The sequence below is a fragment of the Kocuria rosea genome (assembly GCF_006094695.1).
Taxonomy (GTDB): domain Bacteria; phylum Actinomycetota; class Actinomycetes; order Actinomycetales; family Micrococcaceae; genus Kocuria; species Kocuria rosea.
Genome location: NZ_CP035103.1, coordinates 110158 through 126997, shown reverse-complemented (window position 1 = coordinate 126997; position 16840 = coordinate 110158). Strand labels below are relative to the sequence as shown.

The following is a 16840-nucleotide window of genomic DNA, read 5'->3' as shown; positions in this document are numbered from 1 at the left end:
GGGGCGGGCATCGTGGTCACCGGGCCGTGCGGCGCGGATCGGCTCGATCGGGCTCGGCCGGTGCGGAGAGCACCCGTGACGCCGCACCGTGGTGCTCAGTCGTAGCCGCCCACCACGGTCTGGTCCCAGTCGATCACCGACCCGGTGACCACGCCGCTGCGCGGGGAAAGCAGGTAGACGAGGAACTCCGCGATCTCGTCCGGGTCCCCGAGCCGGCCCATGGGCAGCCCCGCAGCGGCCCGCTCCTGCCAGTCGTCCCCGGCGCCGTGGGCTTCGCGCTGGATCCAGTCCTCGCCCTCGGTGGCCATCCAGCCGATGTTCACGCCGTTGATCCGGATCCGGTCCCACCGGTGGGCGTGGGCGGCGTTGCGGGTGAGTCCGGCCAGCCCTGCCTTCGCCGCGACGTACGGCGCCAGGTAAGGCTGGCCGCCGTGGGCGGAGAGACTGATGACATTGACGATCGCGCCGGGGGCACCACGGCTCCGGAAGTGCCGGATCGCCTCGGACATGATGAGGAACGGCGCCCGCAGGTTGACCGCCACGTGCTGGTCGAAGAGTTCCGCGGTGGTGTCCAGCATGGTCCCGCGCGTGGTGAGCCCGGCCGCGTTGACCACGGCGTCGAGCCTGCCGAACCGCTCCACCGTGCGCGGCACCACGGACGCGGCCTGCCCGGTGTCTGCCAGGTCCGCGCCCACGAACTCGGCGTCCGCGCCCAGGTCCCTCAGCCGCGCCACGGTGTGGCGCCCGGCGTCCGCGTCCCGGCCGGTGACCGCGATCCCGGCGGCTCCCTCGAGGGCCGCCCGGCGGCACCCAGACCGCGTGTTCCTCCCGTCACGAGCGCCACGGCGTTCTCGAGCTGTCCGCTCATGCTTGTCGTCCCTCCCGGCTCGTTTTCGCGGCCGTCGGTTCCGCCCCGATCCTCGTCCTGATCTCCGCCACCTCGACCCGCCGCCCCTCCGCCGCCGACCGCGTCGCGGCCTCGGCGAGCACGCTCGCGGCCAGCCCGTCCTCCAGGCCCGGGGAGCCGGTCTCTCCCCCGGACGGCCCGGACGAACCGGTGCAGCTCCGCGGCATAGGCGTCCCGGTAGCGCTCCAGGAAGAACGGCTCGCAGGGGTCCGCCCGGCCGCAGCCCGCCGGCCCTGACGCTTGCACCGTCGTCGGCAGCGGATTGCCCACGGTGAGCGTCCCGAGCGGCCCGGAGACCTCCAGCCGCTGGTCGTAGCCGTAGGAGCAGTGCCGCGAGTTCGTGATGACCACCTGCTCCCCGCGGGCGCCCTCGAGGACGGCCACGGCGGTATCGGCGTCGCCCAGCTCGGCGATCTCCCGGCTGAACACCGTGGAGCCGGAGGCCGTCACGCGCACGATATCGGGCACGAAGAACCGCGCCATGTCGAGGTCGTGGATCATCATGTCGCGGAAGATCCCGCCGGACCCGGCGAGGTAGCCCGCCGGAGGCGGGGCCGGGTCCCTGCTGGTGATCCCCAGCTGCTCCACCGGGCCGATCTCCCCGGCCCGCACGCGGGTCCAGCAGGCCGCGAAGTGGGGGTCGAAGCGTCGGTTGAACCCGATCATCGCCGGAGGCCTGTCGGCCGGCGGGTGCTCCCGCAGAAGGTCCGCCGCGCGGCGCACGTCCAGGTCGAGGGGCTTCTCGCACAGCACCGGGATTCCCAGGCGCAGGGCCGCGTCGACGAGTTCGGTGTGGGTGGGGGTCGGGGAGCAGACCACGCACGCGTCGATCTCCCCGGATGCCAGTGCCTCGAGCGCATCCGTGCCGTGCGCGGCGCCGTACCGGCCGGCCACCGCGGCGGCTGCGGCCTCCACGACGTCGACGACCCGCGTGAGGACCGTGTCCGGATGGACGGCGAGAGCGGCGGCGTGGACCTGGCCGATGCGTCCGGCGCCGACGAGGAGCACGGCCAGGGGCCGGGTGCCGGCCGTGCTCATTGCCGCACGCCGGAGCGCCGTCGCGCCATGGCGCGCAGGCCGTCCCCGACCTCGGCCGGCTCCGTGCCGGCCTCGAGGTGGTGCAGCACGAACTCGGCCTGGGTCCGAGGGGCGAGCCCGCCGACCGGCTGGTCGAGGTCGAGGTCCGCGGGGAACGCGTAACCCTCGGCCGAGGCGGCGACGACGTTGCGCAGCCAGCGCTCCGGCGCGCCCTCGGCACGCCGCCGGAGCAGCACGGGGTACAGGGCCGTGGACATCGCCGTGCGGTCCACGGTCTCCATGGCGCGCCCGAAGCCGGAGGAGATCTGGAGCAGGTTGGCCATCCGGCGGATGTTGCGGGACCGGTTGTGCCCGGCACCGTGGAAGAGCGCGGGATTGAAGAACACGGCGTCGCCGGTGGACAGCGGCAGCTGCACGTGGTGCCGGTCGAAGTACTCGACGAACTCCTCCTGGTGGACGGCGAGGTAGCCGGGAGCGTACTTCTGCGAGTGCGGGAGGAACATGGTCGGTCCGGACTCCACCGGCATGTCCCCGTGGGCGACCGCGCCCTGCAGGGTCAGCGCCGGGGAGAGCAGGTGCACGTGCGCGGGGTACCGGGCGGCCTGCTCTGCGGACATGAAGCCCAGGTGGTAGTCCCGGTGCGCCGTCTGGGCGGCCCCGCCCGGATTGACCACGTTGATCTGGGAGGTCACCTGGTAGCCGGCGCCCAGCCACGCCTCGGAGACCAGGGCGATGAGATCGTTCGCGTAGTAGTCGGCGAAGGCCTCTGGGTCGGCCAGCGCGAACTTGTCGGCCGCGCCCCACACCCGGTCGTTGGCGCCGGGAGCGGCGAAGTGGTCCCCGGCGGCGGTCCCGGCCTCCTTCTGGGCCCGGATCAGCCCCTCGAACGCGGCGGTCGCCCGGTCCACGACGGCACCGTCCGGGAAGGCGCCCTGCAGCACCACCACGCCGGGCCCGCGCTCCAGGGCGTGCGCAAGCTCGGCCTGGACCTCCCGCCGCCGCGCGGGGTCCTGGACCACAGCCTGCAGCCCGGGCCCGTACAGCAGCACGTTCTGCTCGACGGCGGTGGCGTGGGGATACTCGGCGGGATCGGTGACGACCTCCACGTCCTCGCGGAAGTCCTCGAGCCGGCAGTCGGCGGGGGTGAACCAGCGGGCCGCGCGGCGGGCGGTGGCGGGGTCCAGGGTCATGGCAGTTCCTCTCTCCGGCAGCCCTCGGTGCAGGGCCTCGTGCAGGGCCTCGTGCAGGGCCAGCCTTCCGCTTGCCGCGGTGCCGGGCAATGCCCATTTCCCTCAGGAATCCCTCAGTCCTGTACTCCGCGAGCCCGGCAGGGATAGGCTCCGGAACGGCCCGGCTCGGGACTGCTCCGGGCCGGTCGGTTCCCGAATGCTCCCGCACGAGATCAGGAGACCCGAAGTGCCCCACCGCTACCCGATCCGGGAGATCGCCCGCCAGGCGGGGGTCAGCGACGCCACGGTCGACCGCGTGCTGCACGGCCGAGCCGGTGTGCGGGCAGGAACCGCCGGGCTCGTGCACCAGGCGATCCGGGACCTGGACGCCCAGCGCACGCAGCTGGAGCTGACAGGGCGGCGGTTCATGGTCGACGTCGTCGTCGACGCCCCCACGCGGTTCACCGCAGCCGTCCGGCAGGGACTCGAAGCAGCCCTGCCCGGTCTGCGCCCGGCCGTCTTCCGGGCACGGTTCTCCTTCCAGGAGCGGTGGGACCCCGACGGCTGCGCGGAAGTGCTGCGGCGCATCGCCGACCGAGGCACCCATGGCGTGATCCTCAAGGCCCCGGACGTACCCGTGGTCAGCACCGCGGTGGCCGAGCTCGAGGCGGCCGGCATCCTGGTGGTCACGCTGGTGACCGATCTGCCGGACAGCCCCCGCCGGGCCTACGTGGGCTTCGACAACCGAGCGGCCGGGGCGACCGCGGCCTACCTGGTGGAGCAGTGGATGCGCGACCGCCCCGGTTCCGTGGCCGTGGTCGTGAGCAACGACTGGTTCCACGGCGAGGAGCAGCGGGGCAACGGCTTCCGGAGCACCCTGCGCGCGCTGGACCCGGAGCGGGCGGTGCTGGACCTGCCCGGCGGCGACGGCCTCGACCGCACCACCCGGGACTTGTTCCGCAGGGCCCTGACCGAGCACCCGGAGCTCGACGCCGTCTACTCCGTGGGCGGCGGCAACCGCGGGATCATGGCCGCCTTCGACGACGCCGGGCGCGCCCCGCGGGTCGTCGTCGGCCACGACCTGGCTCCGGAGAACGTGGAGCTGCTGCGGGCCGGGCGGATCCACGCCGTGCTGCACCACGACCTCGAGCAGGACCTGCAGCGGTGCTGCAGGATCGTCATGGAGGCCCACGGCGCGATCCCTCCGGAGGAACGCCGCCACCACTCGATGATCGACGTCATCACGCCGTACAACGTGCCCGCGGGCCTGTGATCGGCCGCCGGACGGTGCCGGTCCCCGCAGCGGAGTGGCCGTCCGGCGCCGATCTCACGTTCCGTCCGGTGCGGACGTCTACGAGGTGATGGACACGAAAGAGCCTTTCGAGACGCAGGTGACCCGGCACGGCCCCGTGGTGTGGCGGGTCTGCCGGGCAGTGCTGAGCACGTCCGCGGACGCCGAGGACGCGTGGTCGGAGACGTTCCTGGCCGCGCTGCGGGCGTACCCGGACCTGCCGGCCACGGCGAACGTGCAGGCGTGGCTGGTGACGATCGCCCACCGCAAGGCGGTCGACGTCGTCCGGGCCCGGTCCCGGGCGGCGGTGCCCGTGGCCTCGCTCCCGGAGCCACCGGCCCACCGGGACGCCCCGCACGAGCACGACTCCCCGCTGTGGGCGGCGGTGGCCGCCCTGCCGCCCAAGCAGCGGCACGCCGTGGCCTACCGCTATCTGGGCGGACTGCCCTACCGGCAGATCGCCGAGCTGCTCGGCGGCACCCCGGAGGCCGCCCGCCGGGCCGCCTCGGACGGCGTGGCCGCCCTCCGCAAGGCCCTCATCACGACCGCCCCCGCGAACGGCACGGGAACCCGCGCCGGGAACCACGCCAAGGCTCTCCCGGGGAACCGCGCCGGGAACCGCACGGGGCACCACACCCAGCTCGACCGGACAGGAGAGGACCGATGACCACGAACACCCTCGGCTCGACCCCGCGCTCCCCCCTGCGGAGCCTCCGCGCCGACCCCGTGCCGGAGACCGTGCTGCGCGGTCTGCACCGGCGCCTGGAGGAGGGGGCCGCCCGGGCGGGGTTGCTCGACGTCGCGTTCACGACCGTCAGCACCCCGGTGGGCGTGCTGCTGCTGGCCGCCACGGAGGAAGGGCTGGTGCGGGTGGCCTACGCGCGGGAGGACCACGAGGCGGTCCTGCAGGACCTGGCCCGCCGGATCAGCCCCCGGGTGCTGCACGCCCCGGTCCGCCTGGCACCGGCCGTCCGGCAGCTCGAGGAGTACTTCGCCGGGACGCGCACCGGCTTCGACCTCCCGCTGGACCGGTCGCTCTCGCACGGGTTCCGGCGCCTCGTCCAGGAGCACCTGCCCGAGATCGGCTACGGCCGCACGGAGAGCTACGGCGCGGTCGCCCGGTCGGTCGGGCGCCCGCAGGCCGTGCGGGCGGTGGGCACGGCCTGCGCCACGAACCCCCTGCCGGTGGTCGTCCCGTGCCACCGCGTGCTGCGCGGCGACGGCGGCCTGGGCGGGTATGTCGGCGGCCTGGAGGCCAAGGCGGCGCTGCTCGAGCTGGAGGCGGCGGCCTGAGCAGGATCGGCCGCCCCGGTACGACGTGCCGGCTCCGCGCCGCACCTCAGAGGCGCGGCGCGGCGTCCGCGTGCCGGGTGGCGTGGTCGTAGGCGCGGGCGGTCCGGAGCAGCTCGACGTCGCGCCCGTGCGCGGCGACGAGCTGCAGCCCCACGGGCAGCCCGCCGGGGCTGAAGCCGCCCGGCACCGAGACGGCCGGGCACCCGGTGGCCGAGATCAGGCTCGCCGAGCGCATCCACTCGACATATGTCTGCATCGGCATACCCGCGACCGTGCGGGGCCAGCGCTCCGCCGACGGGAACGGCAGCACCTGGGAGGTGGGGGTCAGCAGCACGTCCCAGCGGCCGAAGAACGCGCGCACCGCCTCGTGCAGGCGCGTGCGCGCCAGGGCCGCGTCCATGAGCTGCTCGGCGGTCAGCGCCAGGCCCTTCTCCACGTTCCACACGATCTCCGGCTTCACGAGCTCCCGGTGCTCCGCGACCACCTCGCGCAGATTCACGGCCATGTCGAAGGCCCGGGTCACGTCGAACACCTCGTCGGCGTCGCGCAGGTCCGGGACGGCCTCCTCGACCACGGCACCGAGCTCCTCGAACACCCGCGCCTGGGCGACCAGCACCTCGACGATCTCCGGCTCCACCGGGACGCCGAGGCCGAAGTCCGCGCTCAGCCCGATCCGCACGCCGGCCAGGGGGCGGGCCCCCGGGTCGGGCGGGTCCTCCGCCGCGAGCGCCCGGAACCCGGTCCGCGGTGCCGGGCAGTCCAGGGGGATCCGCGGGTCGGGGCCGGCCAGCACGGACATGGCCAGGGCGAGGTCGTCCACGCTGCGGGCCAGCGGACCGGAGCGGCCCAGCCACGCCCAGGCGTTGCCGGCCGGGGCCGAGGGCACGACCCCGGCGGAGGGCCGGAAGCCGGCGATGCCGCAGAACGCGGCCGGGTTGCGCAGGGACCCGCCCATGTCGGAGCCGTCGCCCAGGGGCTGGATCCGGGACGCGATCGCCGCGGCCGCCCCGCCGCTGGACCCGCCCGCGCTGCGGTCGAGCGCCCAGGGGTTGTGCGTGGTCCCGAAGACCTCGTTGAAGCTGTGGGAGCCCGCGGCGAACTCGGGCACGTTGTTCTTCCCGGTGCTGATCACCCCGGCCGCCGTGAACCGGGCGACGATCAGGTCGTCGTGCTCCGGGACGTGCTCGGCGAACACCGGGGAGCCGGACGTGGTGCGGATCCCGGCGGTGGCGTGGGTGTCCTTGTGCGTCATCGGCACCCCGTGCAGGGGCGGCAGCTCGGCGGCGGGTGTGGCGGCGGTGAGCTCGTCGGCGCGGGCGGCGGCCGCGTACGCCTGCTCGCGGACCTGCGTGACCACGGCGTTCACGGCGGGGTTCACGGCGTCGATCCGGGCGAAGTGGGCGTCGAGCACCTCCCGCGCGGAGACCGTGCGGGCCCGGACGGCCGCGGCGAGCTCCCGCGCGGAGAGCCGGCAGGGGTCGGTGGGGTCGGTGGTCATACAGGCACCGTACGCCGGGCTCCGGTCCCCGGAAGGGCGCCCGGCGGCGTGCCCCCGTAGCATTGGAGGATGCTCTCCCTCCACGGACCTTCTCTTCCGACCCCGTCCCGGCCCCGGAGCGGAGGTGAGCGCTGATGTGCGGCATCGCCGGTGAGGTCCGGTTCGACGGCGCCGGCGCGGACCCGGGCACGATCCACCGCATGACGTGCGCCCAGGCCGGCCGCGGCCCGGACGGGCAGGGCGCCTGGGCCCAGGGGCCGGTGGCCATGGGCCACTGCCGGCTGAAGATCGTCGACCTGAGCCCCTCGGGCGGGCAGCCGATGGTCGACTCCCGGCTGGGTCTGTCGATCGTGTTCAACGGGATGATCTACAACTACCGGCAGCTGCGCGAGGAGCTGCGCGGGATGGGCTACGAGTTCTTCTCCACCTCGGACACCGAGGTCGCGCTGAAGGCCTACCACCGCTGGGGCCGGGAGTGCGTGTACCACTTCCACGGCATGTTCGCCTTCGCCATCACCGAGCACACGAGCGGGCGCACCGTCCTGGCGCGGGACCGACTGGGCATCAAGCCGCTCTACGTCGACCACACGGGGGCGCGCCTGCGGTTCGCGTCCACGGTGCAGGCGCTGCTGGCGGCCGGGGACGTCGACACCTCGATCGACCGCACGGCCCTGTCCTACTACCTCACCTTCCACTCGGTGGTCCCGGCCCCGCGCACGATCCTCAAGGGCGTGCGGAAGATGCCGCCGGCGACCGTGCGCACGGTCGAGCCCGACGGCTCGGCCTCGGACCACGAGTACTGGAACCCCCAGTTCACCCGCGACGAGGACCGCTCGGGCTGGTCCGAGCAGGAGTGGCAGGACGGGCTCGTCGAGAAGCTGCGCACCGCGGTGAAGCGGCGCATGGTGGCGGACGTCCCCGTGGGCGTGCTGCTCTCCGGCGGCATCGACTCGAGCCTCGTTGTCGCCCTGCTCGCGGAGAGCGGGCAGGAGGACCTGCAGACGTTCAGCATCGGCTTCGAGTCCCGGGGCGAGGAGTCCGGGGACGAGTTCGAGTTCTCGTCCCTCGTGGCCCGCCGCTTCGGCACCGACCACCACCAGATCGCGATCGACGACGCCCGCCTGGTCCCGGCGATCGACCGGACCGTCGCCGCGATGAGCGAGCCCATGATCAGCCACGACTGCGTGGCCTTCTACCTGCTCAGCGAGGAGGTCTCGAAGCACGTCAAGGTGGTGCAGTCGGGGCAGGGCGCCGACGAGGTGCTCGGCGGCTACCACTGGTACCCGCCGCTGGCCGACGTCGCGCGCGACGACGCCCGGAAGACCTACTCCCAGTCCTTCTTCGACCGGCCGTGGTCCCGGCTGGCGAAGGTCCTCTCCCCCGAGTGGATGGCGACCCACGACGCGCCGACCGCGTTCATCGAGCGCCACTTCGGCCGCCCCGGCGCGGAGACGGCCGTGGACGCCGCTCTGCGCACCGACTCCACGGTGATGCTCGTGGACGACCCCGTGAAGCGCGTGGACAACATGACCATGTCCTGGGGCCTCGAGGCGCGGGTGCCGTTCCTCGACCACGAGCTCGTGGAGTTCGCCGGGCGCATCCCCCCGGAGCTCAAGCTCGCCGAGGGCGGCAAGGGCGTGCTCAAGCGCGCGGCGCGCGGCATCGTCCCGGACGAGGTGATCGACCGGAAGAAGGGCTACTTCCCGGTCCCGGCGATCCGCACCCTCGAGGGCGGGACCCTGGACCGGGTCGAGGCCGCCCTGACCGACCCGGCGGCGGTGCGGCGCGGGCTCTACAACTCGGAGGTCGTGGAGACCCTGCTGGCCGACCCGAACCAGCACCACACGCCGCTGCGCTCGAACGTGCTGTGGCAGCTGGGCCTGCTGGAGATGTGGCTGCAGGAGAACGGCATCTCCTGACGGCACGGGACCGGACCGGCGACGGCGCGCCCCGTCACCCGCTGCGGGTGACGGGGCGCGCCGTCGTCGCCGGGGACCTCCGCGTCAGTCGCGCCGGCCGGCGCCGACGAGCTCCCGTTCGGCGTCCGGGCCCGGCGCCGCGTCGCCCCAGCCGCTCGGCCCGGCCGCGGCGGCCGGGTCCTCGGGGGCGGGGGTGCGGTCGCGGCGCAGGGAGTCGCCCTCCACGTCCACGTTCGGCAGGATCCGGTCGAGCCAGCGGGGCAGCCACCAGGCCCGGTCGCCGAGCAGGTGCATGACCGCGGGGATCAGCGTCATGCGCACCACGAAGGCGTCGACGAGCACGCCGAAGGCGAGGCCGAAGCCCAGGGGCCGGATCATCGCCATGTGGGAGAACATGAAGCCGGCGAACACCGAGATCATGATGATCGCCGCGGCGGTGACCACGGCCCGGCCGGCCTGGAGCCCCTCCTGCACGGCGGCCCGCGCCGAGCGGCCGTGCACGAACGCCTCCCGCATCCCGGAGACGAGGAACAGCTGGTAGTCCATGGCCAGGCCGAACAGCACGCCCACGAGGATGGTGGGCAGGAAGCTCAGGACCGGGCCCGGCGCGTGCACGCCGAGCAGACCGCCCAGCCAGCCCCACTGGTAGATCGCCACCACCGCGCCGAACGCGGCGAAGAGGGAGAGCATGAACCCGGCGGTCGCCACGACCGGCACGAGGATCGAGCGGAAGACGAGCACCAGCAGCACCAGGGACAGCCCGATCACCACGGTGAGGTACAGCGGCAGCGCGTCGGCCAGCAGCTGGGAGACGTCGATGTTGCCGCCGGTCTGGCCGGTGACGCCGATGCTCACCCCGAGTTCGTCCTCCAGGGCGGGGGACAGGGCGCGCAGGTCGTTGACGAGCCGCTCGGTGGACTCGGCGGCCGGGCCGTCCACGGGCACGACCTGGAACGCGGCGGTCCGGCGGTCCTCCGACAGCCCCGCCGGGACCACCGAGACGACGTCGTCCTCCGCCATGAGCTCCTCGCCCACGGCGAGCTGCAGATCGGCGGCCCCGGACTCGTCCGTGCCCTCCGGCAGGTCGGCGACCACGAGCAGCGGGCCGTTGGCGCCGGCGCCGAACTTCTCGTCGAGGACCTGGTAGGTGCGGTACTGGGTGGAGTCCTCGGGCTCGGAGGAGGCGTCCGGCAGGCCCAGGCGCATCGAGGCCGCGGGGAGCGCGACGACGACGAGCGCGAGCACACCGGCCACGAGGGTCAGCACCGGGTGGCGGGTGGCCACCCCGGGGCGGGGCTCCCCGAGGTGGGCGGGCCGGCGGGCCGCGCGGGTCCGGGCGCGGGCGGAGAGCAGCCGCTCCCCCACCAGGGACAGCAGCGCCGGGGTGAGGGTCACGGCGACCAGCACGGCCACGGCCACGCAGACCGCCGCCGCAGTGCCCATGACGCCCAGGAACGGGATGCCGGTGACGTTGAGCGCGGCCAGGGCGATGATCACGGTCAGCCCGGCGAAGACCACCGCGTTGCCGGAGGTCCCGGTGGCCAGGCCGATGGACTCGTGCAGCTCCGTGCCGGCCAGCAGCTGCTGGCGGTGCCGGTTGAGGATGAACAGCGAGTAGTCGATGCCCACGGCCAGTCCGAGCATGACGCCCAGCATCGGGGTCACCGACATCATGTCCAGCACCCCGGAGAAGGACAGCACGCCGAGGGCGCCGACGGACACGCCGGTGAGTGCCATCAGGATGGGCAGGCCGGCGGCCACGAGGGTGCCGAGCATGACGAGCAGCACGATCCCGGCGATGACCACGCCGATCACCTCGGCGGGGCCGACGAGCTGGGAGATGTCCTGGGCGATCTCCAGGGAGTAGTCGACCTGCACGCCCTCGATCTCCGTGCCGTCCACGGCGGCCTGGAGGGACTCCTTCTCCTCGGCGGTGACCGCCTGCTGCTCGGCGGTGAAGGTCACCACGGCCATCGCGGTGGTCCCGTCCGCGGAGACCGTGCGGGTCTCCTCGGCCAGGGCCATCATCCGCTCGCCGCGGTCGAGCTCGGGCAGGCCGTCCGTGAGCTGCTCCCGGTTGCGCTCGAGCTCCGCGCGGCCGTCGTCGAGGGCCTCCTGGCGCTCGTCGAGCTCGTCGAGGACCTGGTCGGGGGCGTCGGCCCGCTCGGCCTGCTCCCGGGCGGCGTCGAGCTTCTCCTGGTTCTCGTCGAGCGTGTCCTCGGCGGCGTCGAGCTGCGCGCGGCCGTCGGCGGCCTGTTCGCGCCCGTCCGCGAGCTGCTGCTCCTGCGCCTCGCGCTCGTCCTGGGCGGCGAACGGGTCCAGGACGCCGTCGACGCCCGGGGACTCCTCCGCCTCGGTGAGCGCCTTCCCGATCTGCTCGCGCTGGTCCGCGGTGAACGGCTCGCCGTCCTCGGTCTGGAACACGATCCGGCCGGTGCCGTGGCCGGCGTCGGGCAGCTCGCTCTGCAGGCGGTCGGCCAGCCGCTGGGTCTCGGTGCCGGGAACGGTGATCGCGTTGGTCAGCTGCCCGCCGAAGGCGGCGAAGGCGCCGCCGGCGAGGAGCAGGACCACCGCCCAGGCAGCGACCACGGCCCAGGCGCGGCGGGCGGCGAAGCGCCCGAGTCGGTACAGCAGATGTGCCATGTCTCTTCTCTGTCGGTCGTGTTCCGTGGGTCGTGCTCGGGGGGTCGTGCTCTGTCGGTCGGGTCAGTCCGCGAAGCCGTGGCGCAGGCGGTCCACGGCGGTGCGCAGCAGCCGGCGCCAGGTCTCGCGGCTGTCCGAGGTGTCCACCGCGCCGGTCTCCTCGGCCCACCGCTCGAAGGACACGGCCAGGGCGTGGAGCAGCAGGCTCGCGAGCAGGTCCACGGTGAAGGAAGGCGCGCCGGGGACCCGGTCGGTGATCTCCGCGGCCAGCCGGGCGGTGAGGGTCTGGAACACCTCGTGCGCCCACATCGCCGTGATGGGGCTGTCCCCGCTCGCGCCCATCAGGTGGGCGATGTGGCACATGGCGGGGACGAGCTCGGTCCGCTCGATGACGTCGGCCAGCTGCTCGAGGACGGCGCCGGGGCTGGGGTTCGCGGGCGGCGGGGTGGCCTCCACGACGCGCGCGAAGTTGTCGACGAACACGCCGAGCAGCTCGCTGAAGCGCGCGTAGACGGCGTCGTCCGCGGAGGCGAAGTGGTTGAAGATGGTGCGCCGCGAGACCCCGGCCCGATCGGCGAGGTCGTTGACGGTGAAGCGCCCCAGTCCGCGCTCCGCGGCCAGGGCCGCGGCGGCGTCGATGATGGCGCGGCGGTTGTGGTACTTCACGGCCTCCCGCCGGTCCTCCGGGGGGTGGTGCCGGGCGGGCTCGGCGGGCAGGTTCGTCACGAGTGCTGACACTAGGTGCAACCATGCACTCCGTGCAACATTGCACTTTGTGCAACGTGCCACACCGGACGCGGACCGCCCAGAACGCCGACCGCGGGAAATGGAGGGGGTGAAGGATCACGGCGGGGTCACGATCCGCGGCGAGAACCCTGCGGGAGGGCCCTCGGGGGTGGCCGCACGGTGATCCTCCCGCGTACGGTCGTCCCCGTCCTGCCGGAACGGCACCGAGCACAGCACGACGACGAGGAGACCACCATGCACCGCTTCCCCCGGACCGCAGCCTCCGCGGCGGCCGCGCTCCTCCTGGCCGGCACCGCCGCCGGCTGCGCCGAGGAGACCGAGCTGACCCGCGCCGACCAGTCGGGCGTGCCCACCGAGGAGCTCGTGGGCGAGGCCATGACGCTCACCGGCGAGGTGCAGGAGGTCCTGGCCCACCAGGTGATCGCCATCGGCGCGGAGGACACGCTCGTGCTCGCAGACCAGCTGCCGGAGGGGCTGTCCGTGGGCGACGAGGTCGAGGCCACCGGCACGGTGGAGGAGCGGGACGTCTTCACGGTCGACGACTACGAGGCGCTGCAGACGGTCGCCGACGAGGAGACGGCGCAGCTCTACGTCGACCGCGGCGAGGAGCTCATCCTCGTCGACGCGACCGTGACGCCAACGGACTGACCCTCCGCACCCTCCCTCGGACGGACGGACGGGCCTGCGCCCGCGCCCGGGGCGGGGTCCGTGCGCCCGTGCCCTACCGTGGGCCAGGAGCAGACCGGCGCGACCGAGAGGACAGCAGTGGCGAGGAACGACGGCACCCGGCACGAGCACCGGCGGCCGGTCGACGAGGCCGAGCAGCTCGGCCTCGCGGAGGGGCTCGCGCGCCGGCTCGACCGGCCGATGGGCGTGCTGGGCGTGCTGTTCCTGTTCGTGGTGCTCGGGCAGCTGCTCGCCGAGGACCCCGGGCTCGTGGCCCTCCTCAACGTGGTCGGCTGGCTCTTCTGGGCCGTGTTCGTCGGCGAGTTCCTGCTCCGGGCCTACGTCGCCGGGTTCTCCGCCCGGTTCTGGAAGCGCAACTGGTGGCAGGTGCTGTTCCTGCTGCTGCCCTTCCTGCGCTTCGTCCGTGCGCTGCAGGCCGCCCGGCTGCTCCGGCTCACCCGGCTGACGCGGGCGGGGAGCGTGCTCTCGGCCGGGGTGCGCGGCTCCCGCTCGGCGGGGAAGCTGCTGTCCAGCAGGATCGGCTGGCTCGCGGCGGTCACCGGCGTCGTCGTGCTGGTCTCGAGCCAGCTGCTGTACGTCCTCGGCCACTACGCGGGATACGGCCCGGCGCTGTCCGACGCGGCGATGGCCACCGTCACGGGCCGGGAGCTCGGGGCGCAGGGAGGCTTCCCCCGCGTGCTGGAGGTGGTGCTGGCGCTCTACTCGGTGGCCGTCTTCGCGACCCTGGCCGGCTCGGTGGGGGCGTACTTCCTCCGGGGCGAGACCGCGGCCGAGGCCCCGCACTATGCGCGTCCGGACACCGCCGAGTAGGCTGGGCCGGACCGAACAGATCAGCATGCTGTCCTTCCGCACCGGAGGGGCCGTTCTGAGAAGGAGGATCGATGAAGGCTCTGACATGGCAGGGAAAGCGCTCGGTGAGCGTCGAGGAGGTCCCGGATCCGCGGATCCAGGAGCCCACGGACGCGATCGTGCGGATCACGTCGACCGGGATCTGCGGGTCCGACCTGCACCTGTACGAGGTGCTGGGCCCGTTCATGGACAAGGGCGACATCATCGGCCACGAGCCGATGGGCATCGTCGAGGAGGTCGGCCCGGCCGTCACCCACATCAAGGCCGGGGACCGCGTGGTCATCCCGTTCAACGTCTCCTGCGGGCACTGCTTCATGTGCAACCAGGGGCTGCAGTCGCAGTGCGAGACCACCCAGGTCCGGGAGTACAACAGCGGCGCGGCGTTCCTCGGCTACTCGCGGCTCTACGGCTCCGTGCCGGGTGGGCAGGCCGAGTACCTGCGGGTGCCGCACGCCGACTACGGGCCCATCAAGGTCCCCGAGACCGGTGAGGACGAGCGCTACCTCTACCTGTCCGACGTGGTCCCCACCGCGTGGCAGGCCGTGAAGTACGCCGCTCCCCCGGAGGGCGGCTCCCTGGCCGTGCTGGGGCTGGGCCCGATCGGCCAGATGTCCGCCCGGATCGGCCGGCACCTGGGCTACCGGGTGCTCGCGGTGGACCCGGTCGCCGAGCGCCGGGCCATGGCCGAGCGCCACGGCATCGAGACGCTGGACTCCGCGGGCGACGTGGCGGAGCGGCTCAAGGACCTCACGGACGGCCGCGGCCCGGACTCCGTGGTGGACGCGGTCGGGATGGAGGCGCACGGCTCACACGTGGCCGGCGCGGCCCACAAGGCGGTGGGGCTGCTGCCGTCCCCGCTGGGCCGCAAGGCGATGGAGACGGCAGGGGTGGACAAGCTCACCGCGCTCTACACCGCCATCGACGCCGTCCGGCGCGGCGGCACGATCTCGCTCAGCGGCGTGTACGGCGGCATGAAGGACCCCATGCCGATGCTCACGCTGTTCGACAAGCAGGTCCAGCTGCGCATGGGCCAGTGCAACGTGAAGTCCTGGATCGACGAGCTCCTGCCGCTCGTGGACGACCCCTCGGACCCGCTGGGCGTCCTCGACCTGGCGACCCACCAGGTGCCGCTGTCGCAGGCGCCGGAGATGTACGAGAAGTTCCAGAAGAAGGAGGACGGCTGCATCAAGGTGGTGCTCAAGCCGTAGTCCCGCCCGCAGCGGTCGTGCCGCCGGCCCCCGTCCCTCGTGAGGGACGGGGGCCGGCGCGCGCCGTCCACGGTGTCCGGTCCACGGCGCTCAGCCGACCGTGATGCGCACCCGGGCCGGGAGCAGGGCGTCGAGGTCGCCGTCCAGGGCCAGGGCGGGCGTGCTCGAGCCGAGGGCGGCGGCCGGGACGCCGCGCACCGCCATGCGCAGGGCGAGCTCCGTGGTCAGCCACGGGGTGGTGCCGTAGCCGGGGTTGCCCTGCGCCTCCAGCACGGCGGGGAAGCTGCCGCCCTCGTGGGTGGTGAACACCCCGCGGGTGGTCCAGGACCAGCCGGTGAGCACGTCGCCCGCCGGGCCCGTCCCGGCCTGGGGCAGGACTCCCGCCAGGACGTCGGCGAGCCTCGCCCGCACCGGGTGCGGCAGGGCGGCGGCGAGGCCGGCGAGCGCCTGGAACACCGCCACCGCCACGGCGGCGGCGAAGCGCCCGGCCCCGCGGAGCCCGCCCGCGCGGCCGACGTCCATGGCCTCGCGGAAGGCCAGGGGGTGCGCGGCGGCCCCCGGGACGGGGCTGAGGGCCTGGGTGCGGTGCACCACCGGGGGATTGATCGCCGCGAGCGGGCTCATGGCCGCGAGCACCCGGCCGCGGGCGGTCCGGGCGCGCAGGCGGAGCGGGCTGGTCGCGCGGACGGCGTCGGGGTCCGCGGCGGTCCCGCTGCCCGGCGCGGGGTCCGGGAGACGGGCGGCGACGTCCCCGGTGCGGGCGGGGTCCGGGTCCCGCAGCACCTCGACGAGGCTCTGCACGGTCCCGCCCGAGACCGACTCCGAGAACCCGGTCCCCGGCGGCGTGCGCACGGAGGTGACGAGGTCCGCGGAGCGCAGCGTCTCGCCGCGCGCCGCGGCGTGCCGGCGGGCGGCGTCGACGAGGACGTCGGCGGGCAGGGCCTCGAAGCCCGCCGTGTGCACGATCGCCACCCCGGCGGCCCGCGCGGCCTCGTGCAGGTCCCGGTCGGTGCGGTGGGCGAGCTGCGACTCGCCCGTCAGGTCCAGGTAGTGGGTGCCCTCCGCGACGCACGCGGCGAGCACCGGGGGCGCCAGCCGCGTGTAGGGCCCGGCGAGGTTCACCAGCACGTCGACCCGCCGGACGAATGCGCGCAGCGAGCCGGGCTCCGCGACGTCGGCGTGCAGGACCTCGGGGACGGGGAGGTCCCGTTCGGCGCACAGCGCTCGCACGCGCTCGGGGTCACGGGCGCCGACGACGACGTCCACCCCCGCCTCGGGCGCCCGCGCCAGGAGATGGGCCAGTGCCACGCGCCCGGTGATGCCGGTGGCGCCGAGAAGGCCCACGACGGGCCGGGACGTCTGCTCGGGTTCCATCCGGCCACTCTAGGGGAACGGCCCGGGCGCCGGCCGGGAACGGGTGCCCCGGCCGGCGCCCCGTCCCTGGTGGCAGTCAGGTCCAGGGCCTACCGTGGCGGTCGAGGACCCGCGCACTCCGACCCGCACGTTCCACCCCGCGCACTCCGACCCGCACATTCCACCCCGTGCACTCCGACCCGGGAGTCCCGACCCGCGACCCCCGGTCCGTGCCACC

Annotated in this window: 14 protein-coding genes; 7 read left to right on the top strand and 7 right to left on the bottom strand. The window is 74.2% G+C overall.

The genetic code is table 11. From position 1 onward, the window contains the following. Window positions 1-95: 95 nt before the first annotated feature. The 3 genes from EQG70_RS00580 to EQG70_RS00570 are packed head-to-tail and all read right to left on the bottom strand — an operon-like array spanning window position 96 to window position 3135. Complete coding sequence (locus EQG70_RS00580; protein ID WP_306460808.1) at window positions 96-776, bottom strand: SDR family oxidoreductase; 681 nt, start codon at window positions 774-776, stop codon at window positions 96-98. Beyond that, on the bottom strand, window positions 722-1945 hold the full coding sequence (locus EQG70_RS00575) for a Gfo/Idh/MocA family oxidoreductase (RefSeq protein WP_341873662.1): 1224 nt from the start codon (window positions 1943-1945) through the stop codon (window positions 722-724). Before EQG70_RS00575 ends, EQG70_RS00580 begins: the two co-directional genes overlap by 55 nt. After that, complete coding sequence (locus EQG70_RS00570) at window positions 1942-3135, bottom strand: phytanoyl-CoA dioxygenase family protein (protein WP_109221628.1); 1194 nt, start codon at window positions 3133-3135, stop codon at window positions 1942-1944. The genes EQG70_RS00575 and EQG70_RS00570 overlap by 4 nt, the downstream gene beginning before the upstream one ends. Window positions 3136-3361: 226 nt before the next feature. On the opposite strand from EQG70_RS00570, the gene EQG70_RS00565 reads away from it, so the two are divergent. The 3 genes from EQG70_RS00565 (at window position 3362) to EQG70_RS00555 (ending at window position 5698) form a co-directional block, all read left to right on the top strand. Further along, window positions 3362-4387, top strand: coding sequence for a LacI family DNA-binding transcriptional regulator (locus tag EQG70_RS00565; protein WP_109268849.1), 1026 nt, complete (start codon window positions 3362-3364; stop codon window positions 4385-4387). 88 nt (window positions 4388-4475) lie between these two features. Continuing rightward, window positions 4476-5072 (top strand): RNA polymerase sigma factor, encoded by a 597-nt coding sequence (locus EQG70_RS00560; protein WP_109268850.1) that lies wholly within the window; start codon window positions 4476-4478, stop codon window positions 5070-5072. Continuing rightward, window positions 5069-5698, top strand: a complete 630-nt coding sequence (locus EQG70_RS00555) for a methylated-DNA--[protein]-cysteine S-methyltransferase (RefSeq protein WP_109268851.1) — start codon at window positions 5069-5071, stop codon at window positions 5696-5698. Before EQG70_RS00560 ends, EQG70_RS00555 begins: the two co-directional genes overlap by 4 nt. 46 nt (window positions 5699-5744) lie before the next feature. Here EQG70_RS00555 and EQG70_RS00550 read toward each other — a convergent pair whose 3' ends face one another. Beyond that, entirely contained in the window at window positions 5745-7196 is a 1452-nt protein-coding gene (locus EQG70_RS00550; RefSeq protein WP_017831790.1) for an amidase, read from the bottom strand. A gap of 134 nt (window positions 7197-7330) precedes the next feature. On the opposite strand from EQG70_RS00550, the gene EQG70_RS00545 reads away from it, so the two are divergent. Further along, window positions 7331-9115 carry an N-acetylglutaminylglutamine amidotransferase gene (locus EQG70_RS00545; protein WP_109268852.1) on the top strand — a complete coding sequence of 595 codons (1785 nt, stop codon included), beginning with the start codon at window positions 7331-7333 and terminating at the stop codon, window positions 9113-9115. A gap of 84 nt (window positions 9116-9199) precedes the next feature. Here EQG70_RS00545 and EQG70_RS00540 read toward each other — a convergent pair whose 3' ends face one another. Then, window positions 9200-11758 carry an MMPL family transporter gene (locus tag EQG70_RS00540; protein ID WP_109268853.1) on the bottom strand — a complete coding sequence of 853 codons (2559 nt, stop codon included), beginning with the start codon at window positions 11756-11758 and terminating at the stop codon, window positions 9200-9202. Window positions 11759-11821: 63 nt separating this feature from the next. Continuing rightward, the gene (locus EQG70_RS00535; RefSeq protein WP_232035220.1) at window positions 11822-12484 is read right to left on the bottom strand and encodes a TetR/AcrR family transcriptional regulator; all 663 of its coding nucleotides are present in this window, start codon (window positions 12482-12484) and stop codon (window positions 11822-11824) included. A gap of 255 nt (window positions 12485-12739) precedes the next feature. On the opposite strand from EQG70_RS00535, the gene EQG70_RS00530 reads away from it, so the two are divergent. The 3 genes from EQG70_RS00530 to EQG70_RS00520 all read left to right on the top strand — a co-directional run bounded on the left by EQG70_RS00530 (window position 12740) and on the right by EQG70_RS00520 (window position 15249). Continuing rightward, on the top strand, window positions 12740-13153 hold the full coding sequence (locus tag EQG70_RS00530; protein ID WP_109268854.1) for a hypothetical protein: 414 nt from the start codon (window positions 12740-12742) through the stop codon (window positions 13151-13153). Window positions 13154-13270: 117 nt separating this feature from the next. Next, window positions 13271-14002, top strand: coding sequence for a hypothetical protein (locus EQG70_RS00525; protein WP_109268855.1), 732 nt, complete (start codon window positions 13271-13273; stop codon window positions 14000-14002). Between the two features lie 71 nt (window positions 14003-14073). After that, the gene (locus tag EQG70_RS00520) at window positions 14074-15249 is read left to right on the top strand and encodes a zinc-dependent alcohol dehydrogenase (RefSeq protein ID WP_109268856.1); all 1176 of its coding nucleotides are present in this window, start codon (window positions 14074-14076) and stop codon (window positions 15247-15249) included. Between the two features lie 90 nt (window positions 15250-15339). Here EQG70_RS00520 and EQG70_RS00515 read toward each other — a convergent pair whose 3' ends face one another. Continuing rightward, the gene (locus EQG70_RS00515; RefSeq protein ID WP_109243565.1) at window positions 15340-16623 is read right to left on the bottom strand and encodes a saccharopine dehydrogenase NADP-binding domain-containing protein; all 1284 of its coding nucleotides are present in this window, start codon (window positions 16621-16623) and stop codon (window positions 15340-15342) included. Window positions 16624-16840: the final 217 nt, after the last annotated feature.

Excerpts from the sequence above, each read along its gene's own strand:
- EQG70_RS00570 (WP_109221628.1), bottom strand. The coding sequence starts at position 3,135 with ATGACCCTGGACCCCGCCACCGCCCGCCGCGCGGCCCGCTGGTTCACC.
- EQG70_RS00555 (WP_109268851.1), top strand. The coding sequence starts at position 5,069 with ATGACCACGAACACCCTCGGCTCGACCCCGCGCTCCCCCCTGCGGAGC.
- EQG70_RS00560 (WP_109268850.1), top strand. The coding sequence starts at position 4,476 with ATGGACACGAAAGAGCCTTTCGAGACGCAGGTGACCCGGCACGGCCCC.
- EQG70_RS00520 (WP_109268856.1), top strand. The coding sequence starts at position 14,074 with ATGAAGGCTCTGACATGGCAGGGAAAGCGCTCGGTGAGCGTCGAGGAG.
- EQG70_RS00515 (WP_109243565.1), bottom strand. The coding sequence starts at position 16,623 with ATGGAACCCGAGCAGACGTCCCGGCCCGTCGTGGGCCTTCTCGGCGCC.
- EQG70_RS00550 (WP_017831790.1), bottom strand. The coding sequence starts at position 7,196 with ATGACCACCGACCCCACCGACCCCTGCCGGCTCTCCGCGCGGGAGCTC.
- EQG70_RS00545 (WP_109268852.1), top strand. The coding sequence starts at position 7,331 with ATGTGCGGCATCGCCGGTGAGGTCCGGTTCGACGGCGCCGGCGCGGAC.
- EQG70_RS00530 (WP_109268854.1), top strand. The coding sequence starts at position 12,740 with ATGCACCGCTTCCCCCGGACCGCAGCCTCCGCGGCGGCCGCGCTCCTC.
- EQG70_RS00540 (WP_109268853.1), bottom strand. The coding sequence starts at position 11,758 with ATGGCACATCTGCTGTACCGACTCGGGCGCTTCGCCGCCCGCCGCGCC.
- EQG70_RS00575 (WP_341873662.1), bottom strand. The coding sequence starts at position 1,945 with ATGAGCACGGCCGGCACCCGGCCCCTGGCCGTGCTCCTCGTCGGCGCC.